Genomic DNA, 13,412 nt, shown 5'->3' with positions numbered 1-13,412 from the left:
TATTGCGCAACCAAGGAACCGGTCGGGGCAGCGCGCCCCGGCCTGCCCAGCCCATCTGTTTGCAGGAGACACGCCATGAGCGCCGTCATCGATGACCATGGTCATGCCGATCACGCCCACGGTCCCGCCAAAGGCCTGATGCGTTGGGTGCTGACCACGAACCACAAGGACATCGGCACGCTGTACCTGTGGTTTGCGTTTTCCATGTTCCTGTTGGGCGGCTCGTTCGCGATGGTGATTCGCGCCGAGCTGTTCCAGCCGGGGCTGCAAATCGTCGAACCGGCGTTCTTCAACCAGATGACCACTATGCACGGTCTGGTGATGGTGTTCGGTGCGGTAATGCCAGCGTTCGTCGGCCTCGCCAACTGGATGATCCCGTTGATGATCGGCGCGCCCGACATGGCCCTGCCACGGATGAACAACTTCAGCTTCTGGCTGTTGCCGGCGGCGTTCATCCTGCTGGTGTCGACCCTGTTCACCCCCGGTGGCGGACCGAACTTCGGCTGGACCTTCTACGCCCCGCTGTCGACGACCTATGCACCGGAAAGCGTGACCTTCTTCATCTTCGCCATCCACTTGATGGGGATCAGCTCGATCATGGGTGCGATCAACGTGATCGCGACCATCCTCAACCTGCGCGCCCCCGGCATGACGTTGATGAAAATGCCGCTGTTCGTCTGGACCTGGCTGATCACCGCGTTCCTGCTGATCGCGGTGATGCCGGTGCTGGCCGGGTGCGTGACGATGATGCTGATGGACATCCACTTCGGCACCAGCTTCTTCAGTGCCGCCGGTGGCGGTGACCCGGTACTGTTCCAGCACGTGTTCTGGTTCTTCGGTCACCCCGAGGTGTACATCATGATCCTGCCGGCCTTCGGTGCCGTCAGCTCGATCATCCCGACCTTCTCGCGCAAGCCATTGTTCGGCTACACCTCGATGGTCTACGCCACGGCGAGCATCGCGTTCCTGTCGTTCATCGTCTGGGCGCACCACATGTTCGTGGTCGGCATTCCGCTGGTGGGCGAGTTGTTCTTCATGTACGCCACACTGCTGATCGCGGTGCCGACCGGGGTGAAAGTGTTCAACTGGGCCAGCACTATGTGGCAAGGCTCGCTGACCTTCGAGACGCCGATGCTGTTTGCGGTGGCGTTCGTGATCCTGTTCTCCATCGGCGGGTTCTCTGGGCTGATGCTGGCCATCGCTCCGGCCGACTTCCAATACCAGGACACCTACTTCGTAGTCGCGCACTTCCACTACGTGCTGGTGCCGGGGGCGATCTTCGGGATCTTCGCCTCGGCCTATTACTGGATGCCGAAATGGACCGGCCACATGTACGACGAAACCCTCGGCAAGCTGCATTTCTGGCTCTCGTTCATCGGCATGAACATGGCGTTCTTCCCGATGCACTTCGTAGGGTTGGCGGGCATGCCGCGGCGGATTCCAGACTACAACCTGCAATTCGCCGACTTCAACATGGTCTCGTCGATCGGCGCGTTCATGTTCGGCGCCACGCAGATCTTCTTCCTGTTCATCGTGATCAAGACCATCCGCGGCGGCCCGCCAGCACCAGCCAAACCGTGGGATGGCGCGGAGGGCCTGGAGTGGAGCATTCCGTCACCGGCGCCGTATCACACCTTCACCACACCGCCGGAAGTGAAATGAACACACGAACTCCTGTGGGAGCGGGCTTGTGTGGCGAGGGAGCTTGCTCCCGTTCGGCTGCGAAGCAGACGCAAAATTTTTGGGGCCGCTTCGCGACCCAGCGGGAGCAAGCTCCCTCGCCACAAAGGCCCACTCCTATCGGGTTATGCGTAGAGGCTGGAAACCATGGCTGATTCGATTTCGATGAAGAAGCTGGTCACCCGCCTGCTGATGGTGGTGGTGGCGATGTTTGTCTTCGGGTTTGCCCTGGTGCCGATCTACGACGTGATGTGCAAGGCGTTCGGCATCAATGGCAAGACCGCCGGCCAGTACGAAGGCGAGCAGACGGTCGACACTTCGCGCCAGGTGCGCGTGCAGTTCCTGTCGACCAATTCCGCAGACATGTCCTGGGATTTCTATCCCAAAAGTGACGAACTGACGGCCAACCCGGGGGCCGTGAACGAGATGATTTTTATCGCGCACAACCCGACCGACAAACCGATGAGCGCCCAGGCAGTGCCGAGCATCGCGCCGAGCAATGCAGCGGCGTACTTCCACAAGACCGAATGTTTCTGCTTTACCCAGCAAGTGCTGCAGCCCGGTGAGCGGATCGAGATGCCGGTACGTTTCATCGTTGACCGCGACATGCCCAAGGAAGTGAAGCACCTGACGCTGTCCTACACGCTGTTCGATATCACCGCCCGACATCCACCGGTCGCTGTAAACACTGGCGGCTGAGCGTGCCCGATAAGGAGAACAATAAATGGCAACTCATGAACACTATTACGTACCAGCCCAGAGCAAATGGCCGATCATCGCCACGTTCGGCATGCTCATCACCGTGTTCGGCCTGGCCACTTGGTTCAACGATCTGAAAGCCGCACGGCCGGAATCCCACGGCCCATTGATCTTTTTCGTTGGCGGCCTCCTGCTGGCCTACATGCTCTTCGGCTGGTTCGGAACCGTGATCAAGGAAAGTCGCCAAGGGTTGTACAGCGCACAGATGGATCGCTCGTTCCGCTGGGGCATGAGCTGGTTCATCTTTTCGGAGGTGATGTTCTTCATCGCCTTCTTCGGCGCACTGTTTTATGTGCGTCACGTCTCCGGTCCGGCGCTCGGCGGTGAAGGGGCCAAAGGTATCGCCCACATGTTGTGGCCGAACTTCCAGTTCACTTGGCCATTGTTGAATAACCCGGACTCAAAACTGTTTCCGCCGCCCAAGGAAGTCATCAGTCCCTGGGGCCTCCCACTGCTCAATACCGTGCTGCTGGTGAGTTCCAGCGTCACCGTGACCATCGCCCACCACGCCTTGAAAAAGGGCCATCGCGGTGCGCTGAAAATCTGGCTGGCGATCACCGTACTGCTGGGCTGCGCGTTCCTCGGTTTTCAGGCCGAAGAGTACATGCACGCCTATCACGAACTGGGCCTGACACTCGGCTCGGGCATCTACGGCGCGACGTTCTTCATGCTCACCGGCTTCCACGGCGCCCACGTGACCATCGGCACCATCATTCTGTTTGTGATGCTGATGCGGATCATGCGCGGGCACTTCGATAACGAGCACCAGTTCGGGTTTGAAGCGGCGAGTTGGTATTGGCACTTCGTGGACGTGGTGTGGATAGGTCTCTTCGTTTTCGTCTACGTGCTCTGAGGCTTTACCAAGGCGCAGTAGAAACCAACTGGCCACTGAAAAAACCCCAGGCAATCAAGCCGACGGTGATGGCGGCCAGGGCAACACGAACACTCAAGGCAATGACGAGGCGGTTCGAGCTGCTGTCGTCCTTGACCAGAAAAAACAGGCCGCTGAACAGGCTGACAACCGTGGCAATCAGCATCAGGACGATGGCTGCTTTGAGCATGGCGGGACTCCGGGGGAAAGGCGATGCACTTGAGTATAGCTATCGCAACCAGCGACTTTCTGGCGACGCCATGAAGCGCTTCCGGCCGGGCATCGTGCCGACCCTGGTGGTCGCGCTTTTGCTGCCCATGCTGGTGTCACTTGGGTTCTGGCAATTAAGCCGGGGCGCGGAGAAAAGCGCGCTGCTGCACAGTTACACCGAGCGTCGTGCAGCCGATCCGATGGCCAGCACCGAGCTGCAACACACCGCGGATCCAGCCTTTCGCCAAGTTCGAATTCATGGCCAGTTCGATGCCGCACACAGCCTGCTGCTGGATAACCGCCAGCGCGACGGCAAGGTCGGCGTCGAACTGCTGCAACCGTTTCAGGACCAGGCGACCGGGCTCTGGTTGCTGGTCAATCGCGGCTGGCTGCCGTGGCCGGACCGGCGCACCCCGCCGCAGTTCACTACTCCGACTCAGACCCTGAGCCTGGATGCCTGGGTCTACGTCTCCCCCGGCGCCACTTTCCAATTGCACGCCGACCCAAGCACCACCACCTGGCCACAACTGATCACGGCCGTCGAACCGGCCAAGCTGTGGACGGCGCTCGACCGTGAAGGTTTTGCCTACGAATTACGCGCAGAAGCCGGCCCCGCGTCCTACCAGGCCGATTGGCCGGTGGTGGCCATGGGGCCGGAAAAACATATCGCTTATGCCGTGCAGTGGTTCGCCATGTCGATCGCCCTGTTCGGCCTTTATCTCTATCTCGGCTGGCACAACGCAAAGGAGAAACACCATGGGAGCGGCCATGAATCCACCCAGCATGTCTGAGGCGAAAACGCCGGCGAGTCGGCGCAAGGGCAGGTTGCAGTTATTGCTGATCCTGCTGGGGGTGATCGGTCCGATGATCCTCGCCACCGGCATGTACAAGTTGCAGTTCTGGGTGCCGGAGGGCCGCAGTTATCACGGCGAGCTGATCGGCAACGGCCAGACCCGCACCGACCTTGGCGTGCAAGCGCAGGAGGAGCGTTGGCAAATACTGGTCACCGCGCCCAAGGAGTGCTCGGTGGACTGCCAGCAGCTGGTGTACCTGGCGCGGCAGATTCAGATCGGCCTTGGCCGCGATGCGTCACGCGCCAGCCACGCCTTGGCCGCCGCGCAACCGCTGACGGCCGATTACGACGCCAAGCTGACCCGCGAATACCCGCAACTGCAACGTTACCCAATGGACCTGACCACTTTCACCAAAACAGCGGGAGACAAAACCGCACCACAACTGTGGATCATCGACCCGCACGGCAATCTGGTGCTGCGTTACGACCCGACGGTGAAGGGTAAGGACCTGCTCAATGACCTGCGTCATTTGCTGAAACTGTCGAACATCGGATAAGGGCATCGTCATGGCCAAACCTGGATTTCGCCTCGCGCTGTTTGCCACCTTGCTGGCACTGATTGTGGTGTTGCTCGGCGCCTACACCCGCCTGACCCACGCCGGCCTCGGCTGCCCGGACTGGCCGGGTTGCTACGGCTTTATCAGCGTGCCGAAAAGCGAAGCCCAACTGGCCCATGCCGAATTGCATTTTCCCGATGCGCCCGTCGAAGCCCACAAAGGCTGGAACGAGATGGTCCACCGCTATTTCGCCGGCACCCTCGGGTTGTTGATTTCAGTGCTGGCCGGTCGCGCCTGGGTGCATCGTCGTCATCCGGGGCAACCGGTGAAGTTGCCGCTGTTTCTGCTGGCGGTTGTCATCGCCCAAGCGGCGTTCGGCATGTGGACGGTGACGCTCAAACTCTGGCCGCAAGTGGTGACCGGGCATTTGCTTGGCGGTTTTGCGACCTTGAGCCTGCTGTTTTTGCTGACCTTGCGCCTGTCCGGCGTACTGCCGGCGCTGACCGTGCCACGGCGTTTGCAGCACTGGGCGACGGCAGGGTTGCTGCTGGTGATCCTGCAAATCGCCCTTGGGGGCTGGGTCAGTTCCAACTATGCGGCCGTGGCTTGCATCGACTTCCCGACCTGTCATGGGCAATGGCTGCCACCGGCTGATTTCGCCAACGGTTTTCACCTGACCCAACACATCGGCCCCAATTACCTGGGCGGGCAACTGGACAGTGATGCCCGCACAGCGATTCATCTGACTCACCGCATCGGCGCGTTGCTGGTGACGCTCGTGCTGCTGGGGCTGGCCTGGCAACTGAAAGTGGTTGGCATGACGCGCTTGGCCGGACTGGTGCTGATCGCCCTTGCAGCCCAGATCACCCTCGGCATCAGCAACGTCTTGTTCCACTTGCCGCTGCCCGTCGCCGTCGCGCACAACGCCGGGGGCGCAGCGCTCCTACTGACGATGGTGCTGGTCAATTATCACGCGCGAACCAGCCTGGTTCGGGTCAAACAGCAATCCCCTGCGCGCTGGCGGTTCAGCCCGCGCAAACACTCAGCCGGGCCCATAACAATAAAAGGAGAGATGCCATGGCGACTCTGATCGGCGAACGTCACAGTCAGGCGATCTGGCGTGACTACCTGGAGCTGACCAAGCCAAAAGTGGTGGTGCTGATGCTCATCACCTCGCTGGTCGGCATGTTCCTCGCGACCCGCGCCGGGGTGCCGTGGACGGTGCTGGTGTTCGGCAATCTGGGGATCGCGTTGTGTGCCGGGGGTGCGGCGGCGGTGAATCATGTGGTGGACCGGCGTATCGATGCGGTGATGGCGCGCACCCACAAACGTCCCTTGGCTGAAGGTCGGGTGTCACCGGCGGCGGCGCTGACGTTTGCATTGGTGTTGGCGGTGCTTGGGCAAGCCGTGCTGCTGGCCTTCACCAATGCGCTGACCGCTTGGCTGACCCTCGCGTCCTTGCTCGGTTATGCGGTGGTCTACACCGGTTTCCTGAAGCGCGCGACGCCGCAGAACATCGTCATCGGTGGCCTGGCCGGTGCCGCCCCGCCGTTGCTCGGCTGGACCGCTGCCACCGGTCATATCAGCGCCGAACCCTTGCTGCTGGTGCTGATCATCTTCGCCTGGACCCCACCGCACTTCTGGGCCCTGGCCATTCACCGCAAAGAGGAATACGCCAAGGCCGACATCCCGATGTTGCCGGTGACCCATGGCGAGCATTACACCAAGGTCCACATCCTGCTTTATACCTTCGCGCTGCTGGCCGTCAGCCTGATGCCCTACGTGATCCACATGAGCGGCATGCTCTACCTGATTTGCGCCCTGGGACTGGGCGCAAGGTTTCTGCAATGGGCCGTGGTGCTGTACCGTGGCACTCGGCCGCACGCGGCGATCAACACGTTCAAGTACTCTATCTACTACTTGTTCCTGCTGTTTATCGCGCTGCTCGTAGACCACTACTTACTGTTGAACCTATGACTCGAACTCAGAAAACCGTCTTTATCCTCGTCGCCCTGATCGCGCTGGTTCTGGGCCTGACCATCAACAAAGTGCTGTCCGGCAAAGGCCAGGGCGATCCGACGGCGTTGATCGACGCCGGGATCATTTTGCTGCCGCAAAGCCGCAACCTGCCAAACGTGACGATGACCGATCAGGACGGCAAGCCGGTGATGGTCAACGAGCTGAAAGACAAATGGTCACTGCTGTTCTTCGGCTACACCTTCTGCCCGGACATCTGCCCCACCACCCTCGCCCAGCTGCGCCAGATCAAAAGCGAACTGCCGCCCGAGGCTGTGGCGAAGTTGCAGATCATCCTGGTCAGCGTCGACCCGAACCGCGACACACCCAAGCAGCTCAAGCAATACCTGGGCTACTTCGATCCGCAGTTCACAGGCCTGACGGCTTCGTCGGTGGAAGACATTCAGAAACTGGCCAATGCGGTGAGCATTCCGTTTATTCCGGCAGACACCAGCAAGCCGAACTACACGGTTGATCACAGCGGCAACCTCGCGGTGATCGGGCCGGACGGGACACAGCGTGGGTTCATTCGCGCACCGCTGAATAACGCCAAGTTGGTGGCACAGTTGCCGGTGATGCTGAACCGCAAATAACACTCGAACCTTGTAGGAGCCGGCTTGCTGGCGATGGCGTCCGTGAGATCGCCATCGCCAGCAAGCCGGCTCCTACAGAAACAGTATTTCAGGCATAAAAAATGGGGCGCATTCAATGCGCCCCATTTTTGTTAAAGCGTTAAATCAGAACGCCGGCAATACCGCGCCTTTGTACTTCTCGAGGATGAAGGCTTTCACTTCCGGGCTGTGCAGCGCCGCAACCAGTTTCTTCATGTCTTCGCTGTCCTTGTCGTCCGGGCGGGCTACGAGGATGTTCACGTAAGGCGAGTCGTTGCCTTCGATGACCAGCGCATCCTTGGACGGATCGAGCTTGGCTTCCAGCGCGTAGTTGGTGTTGATCAGCGCCAGATCGACCTGGGTCAGCACGCGCGGGATGGTCGCGGCTTCCAGCTCACGAAATTTCAGGTCCTTGGTGTTCTCGGTGATGTCCTTGACCGTCGACAGGATATTGTTCGAATCCTTCAACTTGATCAGGCCGGCCTTGGCCAGCAGCAACAGTGCACGACCGCCGTTGGTGGCGTCGTTCGGGATCACCACATTGGCGCCGCCTGGCAGTTCGGTCAGTGCCTTGTACTTGCTGGAGTAAGCGCCCAGCGGTTCCAGGTGTACGCCAGCAACGGCGACCAGGTCAGTGCCCTTGGCCTTGTTGAACTCATCGAGGTACGGCTGGTGCTGGAAGAAGTTGGCGTCCAGGCGTTTTTCGGCAACCTGCACGTTCGGCTGAATGTAGTCGGTGAACACTTTGACCTTCAGGTCCACGCCTTCTTTGGCCAGGGCCGGTTTGACGAATTCGAGGATTTCCGCATGCGGAACCGGCGTGGCTGCGACGGTCAGGGTGTCCGCGTGAGCGGAAAACGCTGCAACGGCAGCGAACGCGACGAATAGTTTTTTCATTCAGCTAACTCCTTGTGGGGCACCCGCTTGCGGCGCCCGTTTGACACCTGCCAGCGAATGGCCGGCTCAATCTTATTTACGTGAGAAATGGACGACCAGCTTGTCACCAACCATTTGCAGAACCTGCACCAGCACCAGCAACAGCACCACGGTGACGATCATCACATCAGTCTGGAAACGCTGATAGCCGAAACGGATCGCCAGGTCGCCCAACCCACCGGCGCCGACCACCCCGGCCATCGCCGTGTAGGACACCAGTGTAATAGCCGTCACCGTAATCGCCGCGTAAATGCCCGGGCGGGCTTCTGGCAGTAAGGCGTTGATGATGATCTGCCGGGTAGTCGCCCCCATGGCCTGGGTGGCTTCGATGATGCCGCGATCCACCTCACGCAGAGCGGTTTCCACCAGTCGCCCGAAGAACGGCGTGGCGCCCACCACCAGCGGCGGGATCGCACCGGCGACGCCGAGCGAGGTGCCGGTGATCAGCACGGTGAACGGGATCATCACGATCAGCAAAATGATGAACGGCAGCGAACGCAGGATGTTCACCACCAGTGACAGCACGGCGTAGAGCGCTCTGGATTCCAGTAACTGACGCGGGCTGCACAGGAACAACAGCACGCCCAGCGGCAGGCCGAGCAACACGGTGAACAATAACGAACCGAAGAGCATCAGCAGGGTATCGCCGGTGGCCAGCCAGATTTCGAACCAGTCGATATTGACGAAGAAACTTGTCAGGACTTCCATCAGCGCAGGACCTCCATGTGGACGTCAGCGGCGGTGAAGTGGGCGAACGCCGCCTCCATGTCGCCACCGGTAACAGCCAGGGTCAATTGCCCGTAAGGGACGTCTTTGATGCGGTCGATACGACCGGCCAGGATGCTGTAGTCCACACCGGTTTCCCGAGCGACGGTCCCCAGCAATGGCGCGTAGGTCGCTTCGCCCTGGAAGGTCAGACGCACGATGCGGCCAGGCACGTGAGCGAAGTCGTCACGCTGTTCGCTTTCATCGATCTGATCGTCTTCTTGCACGAAACGCTTGGTGGTCGGGTGCTTCGGATGCAGGAACACCTGGGCGACCGAACCTTGCTCGACGATCACACCTGCGTCCATGACTGCGACCTGGTCGCAGACCCGGCGGATAACGTCCATCTCGTGGGTAATCAGGACGATGGTCAGTTTCAACTCGCGATTGATCTCGGCCAGCAATTGCAGGACCGACGCAGTGGTCTGCGGGTCCAGAGCGCTGGTGGCTTCGTCGCACAGCAGGATTTTCGGCTTGGTCGCCAGGGCGCGGGCGATGCCAACGCGCTGCTTCTGGCCGCCGGACAGCTGCGCCGGATACTTTTTGGCGTGGTCGGACAAGCCAACCCGCGCCAGCAACTCGGCGACACGCTGGTCAATCTCGCTGCGCGACAGTTCACCGGCCAGGGTCAGCGGCAGCGCGACGTTGTCGGCCACGGTCTTGGACGCCAGCAGGTTGAAGTGCTGGAAAATCATCCCGACCTGCTGGCGGAAGCGGCGCAGGCTGTTGGCGTCGAGCGCGGTGACTTCTTCGCCGTCGACGAAGATCTTGCCGCCGCTGGATTCTTCCAGGCGATTGATCAGACGCAGCAGGGTACTTTTTCCCGCGCCGGAGTGACCGATCAGGCCGAAGACCTGACCGTTCTCAATCGTCAGACTGGTCGAGTGCAGGGCGGGGATATCCTTACCGGCGACGCGGTAGGTTTTGTGGACGTTTTGAAACTCGATCACGTAGCGAACCTTGTGGGGCGCGTTGGAAAAGGGTCAGCGGTTAGCCGGGCGCGCATTTTAGCCTGTCCGTATAGAGGTTATTAGCATTTATTCCGCATACAACCTTCCATTTGGCAATAACGCGATCAAAGGTTAGAAAAAAGGAACGGCTGAAAACCTCGTCAGTCATTAATTAGGCAACTCGAACCGCCAGGTGCCGTGCCTGGAACATTGCTCACAAGTCCGGCTAGGACGAGATCGCAACGAGGAGTTTAAGACTGATGAGTACCAAGAAGCCTGCCGCACCTAAAAGCGCCCTGGCCGGGACCAACACCCTGGACCGCGGCAACACCAATGCCAAGCTCGAGAGCCTGGAAAAATTCCGCTCCGACGCCACCGAACAAGCCCTGCGCACCAATCAGGGCGTGAAGGTTTCGGACAATCAGAACACCTTGAAGGTCGGCGCCCGCGGACCATCGTTGCTGGAAGACTTCATCATGCGTGAAAAAATCACGCATTTTGACCATGAGCGGATCCCGGAGCGCATCGTCCATGCACGGGGCACTGGCGCTCATGGTTTTTTCCAGACCTATGAAAACCATTCCGTACTGACCAAGGCCGGTTTCCTACAGGATCCCGGCAAGAAAACCCCGGTCTTCGTGCGCTTTTCCACAGTGCAGGGGCCTCGCGGGTCTGGCGATACCGTGCGGGACGTGCGAGGTTTCGCCGTGAAGTTCTTCACCGACGAAGGCAACTTCGACTTGGTGGGCAATAACATGCCGGTGTTTTTCATTCAGGATGCCATCAAGTTTCCTGACTTCGTGCACGCGGTGAAACCGGAGCCACACAACGAAATCCCTACCGGCGGCTCGGCTCACGACACGTTCTGGGACTTCGTTTCTCTGGTACCGGAATCAGCGCATATGGTGATCTGGGCCATGTCCGACCGGGCGATCCCGAAAAGCCTGCGCAGCATGCAAGGTTTTGGCGTGCACACGTTTCGCTTGATCAACGCCGAAGGAAAATCACGCTTCGTCAAATTCCATTGGCGCCCTACCGCTGGTACTTGCTCACTGGTGTGGGATGAAGCGCAGAAGCTGGCCGGTAAAGACACCGACTATCACCGTCGCGATCTGTGGGAGTCGATCGAGATGGGCGACTACCCGGAATGGGAATTGGGCGTGCAGATCATCGAGGAAGAAAACGAACATAAATTCGACTTCGATATCCTCGACCCGACCAAACTGATCCCGGAAGAACTGGTGCCCATTACCCCATTGGGCAAAATGGTGCTCAACCGCAACCCGGACAACTTCTTCGCCGAAACCGAGCAGGTTGCGTTCTGCCCCGGCCATATCGTGCCGGGCATCGACTTCTCCAACGATCCTCTGCTGCAGGGGCGGCTGTTTTCGTACACCGATACGCAGATCAGCCGACTCGGTGGACCGAACTTTCACGAGATACCGATTAACCGCCCGGTGGCACCGTTCCATAACGGCCAACGGGATGCGCTGCATCGCACCACCATCGACAAGGGGCGCGCGTCCTACGAGCCGAATTCCATCGATGGCGGTTGGCCGAAAGAAACGCCGCCTGCCGCGCAGGACGGTGGATTCGAGACCTATCCTGAGCGCATCGACGCCAACAAGATTCGCCAGCGCAGCGAGTCGTTCAGCGACCATTTCTCCCAGGCGCGGCTATTTTTCCACAGCATGAGCAAGCACGAGCAGGAACACATCATCTCGGCGTACAGCTTTGAGCTGGGCAAGGTTGAGCGTGAGTTCATCCGTGCGCGTCAGGTGAATGAGATCCTGGCCAATATCGACCTGGAACTGGCCAAGCGCGTGGCACAGAACCTCGGCCTGCCGGCGCCGAAGGCTGGCACCGTCGACGTGCGTAAAACTTCGCTGGATCGCTCACCGGCCTTGAGCCAGGCCAACCTGCTGCCAGCGGATATCAAAACCCGGAAAGTGGCGATTCTGGCGGCCAACGGTGTCGATGGTGCTGCGATTGATGCAATGAAGAAGGCGCTGAAGGCCGAAGGTGCGCACGCCAAATTGCTCGGCCCGACCTCTGCGCCTGTGACCACCGCCGATGGCAAGACACTGCCGGTGGATGCTTCGATGGAAGGCTTGCCGTCAGTGGCGTTCGATGCGGTGTTCGTGCCCGGTGGCGCGGCGTCGATCAAGGCGTTGAGCGGCGATGGCGTGGCGCTGCATTACCTGTTGGAAGCGTACAAGCACTTGAAGGCGATTGCGCTGCATGGCGAGGCGAAGCAATTGCTGGATGTGTTGAAGCTTGAGGTGGATGCGGGGCTGGTCGTGGGGGCGGATGCCCAGTTGATCAAACCGTTCTTTGCGGCGATCGGGCAGCATCGGGTTTGGGATCGGGAGCCTAAGGCCAAGGCGATTCCGGCTTAAGGATTGGTGTAGGTAGAGAGGACGCCTTCGCGGGCAAGCCTCACTCCTACAAGAATTTCGTCGTTCGTAACACAAGCGAACGACACGATTCTTGTAGGAGCGAGGCTTGCCCGCGAAGCTTTTTAAGGTTTACGCGGACTCAAGACGATCTGTGCCGGAACGTTGCGCAAGATCTGCTTCTGCAGATTCATATCAAAATTCGAATCCAGCTTCTTCACTCGTTTGGTCAGCAAGGTGGCCAGCCAAGGATAATCCTGGGTGCGCGGCGCCTGAATGCTCACGTCACATTGATAATTCACCACATCAGCGGCGATCGCATCCAGTTGGCGGCGAAGTTTGGTCATATCGGTGAGGTTCAACGCAACCGTGGTGCTTTCGGCGGTCGGATCAATCACTTTCGCCTGCGGCTTGGCCTCAGCAGCCAGCAGCGCCGCTTCGGCCCTGTCCAGCTCAGCTTTACGGGCATTGACGATGGCGTTGTTGACCCCACCCGTCAGCGCCGGAGCCTTTGGCATCAACGCACGAGCCCGAGCCAGCGCCGTAGCGGCCGCATTCACATCGCCCTTTTGCAGCACGATCTGGCTGCGGCGCAAATAGGCTTCGGCCAATTGCCGCTGATATTGCACAAGGGATGGATCGTCGGGCGACTGGGCCTGCAAGGTCGCCAGTTGATCTTCGGCGGTGGCCAGCTCGCTGCTGGCCAGGTTTTGTTCCAGCTGCGCGATGGCCGTGGCCCGTGCATCGGTCGCCACAGTGGTGGCCGATGGCGTGCTTTGGCAGGCGCCCAGTAGCAGCGAAAATGCGACAAGGAGCAGATAACGGGAGGCTGACAGCTTCATTCCTGCGACTCTCTATTTGCGCAAAA

General features: G+C 59.9%; 14 protein-coding genes. 9 read left to right on the top strand and 5 right to left on the bottom strand.

What is annotated here, in order from left to right:
* Positions 1-75: 75 nt before the first annotated feature.
* The 3 genes from ctaD (at position 76) to ACA075_RS00395 (ending at position 3,292) form a co-directional block, all read left to right on the top strand.
* Entirely contained in the window at positions 76-1,662 is a 1,587-nt protein-coding gene (gene ctaD, locus ACA075_RS00405) for a cytochrome c oxidase subunit I (protein ID WP_123433299.1), read from the top strand.
* Between the two features lie 165 nt (positions 1,663-1,827).
* Positions 1,828-2,379, top strand: a complete 552-nt coding sequence (locus ACA075_RS00400) for a cytochrome c oxidase assembly protein (RefSeq protein ID WP_497296837.1) — start codon at positions 1,828-1,830, stop codon at positions 2,377-2,379.
* Between the two features lie 25 nt (positions 2,380-2,404).
* Positions 2,405-3,292, top strand: a complete 888-nt coding sequence (locus ACA075_RS00395) for a cytochrome c oxidase subunit 3 (protein WP_497296836.1) — start codon at positions 2,405-2,407, stop codon at positions 3,290-3,292.
* A 4-nt stretch (positions 3,293-3,296) separates the two neighbouring features.
* Here the strand turns inward: ACA075_RS00395 and ACA075_RS00390 are convergent, their stop codons facing one another.
* Entirely contained in the window at positions 3,297-3,500 is a 204-nt protein-coding gene (locus ACA075_RS00390) for a twin transmembrane helix small protein (protein WP_094469789.1), read from the bottom strand.
* Positions 3,501-3,570: 70 nt separating this feature from the next.
* Here ACA075_RS00390 and ACA075_RS00385 point away from each other — a divergent pair, with 70 nt between their 5' ends.
* From ACA075_RS00385 to ACA075_RS00365, 5 genes are read left to right on the top strand one after another with little or no spacing between them, the layout of a single operon-like run.
* Positions 3,571-4,311: an SURF1 family protein gene (locus tag ACA075_RS00385; RefSeq protein WP_497296834.1), complete on the top strand. Its 741-nt coding sequence runs from the start codon at positions 3,571-3,573 to the stop codon at positions 4,309-4,311.
* Positions 4,277-4,870 carry a PA_0111/PP_0108 family redox-active disulfide protein gene (locus ACA075_RS00380; RefSeq protein WP_497296833.1) on the top strand — a complete coding sequence of 198 codons (594 nt, stop codon included), beginning with the start codon at positions 4,277-4,279 and terminating at the stop codon, positions 4,868-4,870. The genes ACA075_RS00385 and ACA075_RS00380 overlap by 35 nt, the downstream gene beginning before the upstream one ends.
* A gap of 10 nt (positions 4,871-4,880) precedes the next feature.
* On the top strand, positions 4,881-5,960 hold the full coding sequence (locus ACA075_RS00375; RefSeq protein ID WP_219094763.1) for a COX15/CtaA family protein: 1,080 nt from the start codon (positions 4,881-4,883) through the stop codon (positions 5,958-5,960).
* Positions 5,948-6,847: a heme o synthase gene (gene cyoE, locus ACA075_RS00370; protein ID WP_461956479.1), complete on the top strand. Its 900-nt coding sequence runs from the start codon at positions 5,948-5,950 to the stop codon at positions 6,845-6,847. Before ACA075_RS00375 ends, cyoE begins: the two co-directional genes overlap by 13 nt.
* On the top strand, positions 6,844-7,479 hold the full coding sequence (locus tag ACA075_RS00365; RefSeq protein WP_497296832.1) for an SCO family protein: 636 nt from the start codon (positions 6,844-6,846) through the stop codon (positions 7,477-7,479). The genes cyoE and ACA075_RS00365 overlap by 4 nt, the downstream gene beginning before the upstream one ends.
* Before the next feature lie 144 nt (positions 7,480-7,623).
* On the opposite strand, the gene ACA075_RS00360 is transcribed toward ACA075_RS00365, so the two are convergent.
* The 3 genes from ACA075_RS00360 to ACA075_RS00350 all read right to left on the bottom strand — a co-directional run bounded on the left by ACA075_RS00360 (position 7,624) and on the right by ACA075_RS00350 (position 10,148).
* Positions 7,624-8,394, bottom strand: a complete 771-nt coding sequence (locus tag ACA075_RS00360; protein ID WP_497296831.1) for a MetQ/NlpA family ABC transporter substrate-binding protein — start codon at positions 8,392-8,394, stop codon at positions 7,624-7,626.
* A gap of 72 nt (positions 8,395-8,466) precedes the next feature.
* Positions 8,467-9,141, bottom strand: coding sequence for a methionine ABC transporter permease (locus tag ACA075_RS00355; RefSeq protein WP_497296830.1), 675 nt, complete (start codon positions 9,139-9,141; stop codon positions 8,467-8,469).
* Entirely contained in the window at positions 9,141-10,148 is a 1,008-nt protein-coding gene (locus tag ACA075_RS00350; RefSeq protein ID WP_497296828.1) for a methionine ABC transporter ATP-binding protein, read from the bottom strand. The genes ACA075_RS00355 and ACA075_RS00350 overlap by 1 nt, the downstream gene beginning before the upstream one ends.
* Before the next feature lie 260 nt (positions 10,149-10,408).
* Between ACA075_RS00350 and katE the strand changes: the two genes are divergently transcribed.
* Positions 10,409-12,547 carry a catalase HPII gene (katE, locus tag ACA075_RS00345; RefSeq protein ID WP_497296827.1) on the top strand — a complete coding sequence of 713 codons (2,139 nt, stop codon included), beginning with the start codon at positions 10,409-10,411 and terminating at the stop codon, positions 12,545-12,547.
* A gap of 122 nt (positions 12,548-12,669) precedes the next feature.
* On the opposite strand, the gene ACA075_RS00340 is transcribed toward katE, so the two are convergent.
* Positions 12,670-13,386 carry a PA5502 family lipoprotein gene (locus ACA075_RS00340; RefSeq protein ID WP_497296826.1) on the bottom strand — a complete coding sequence of 239 codons (717 nt, stop codon included), beginning with the start codon at positions 13,384-13,386 and terminating at the stop codon, positions 12,670-12,672.
* Positions 13,387-13,412: the final 26 nt, after the last annotated feature.

This window comes from Pseudomonas sp. LBUM1663 (genome assembly GCF_059695905.1).
The sequence above is the reverse complement of the archived record's forward strand: the minus strand, read 5'-3'. Positions and strand labels throughout refer to the sequence as shown.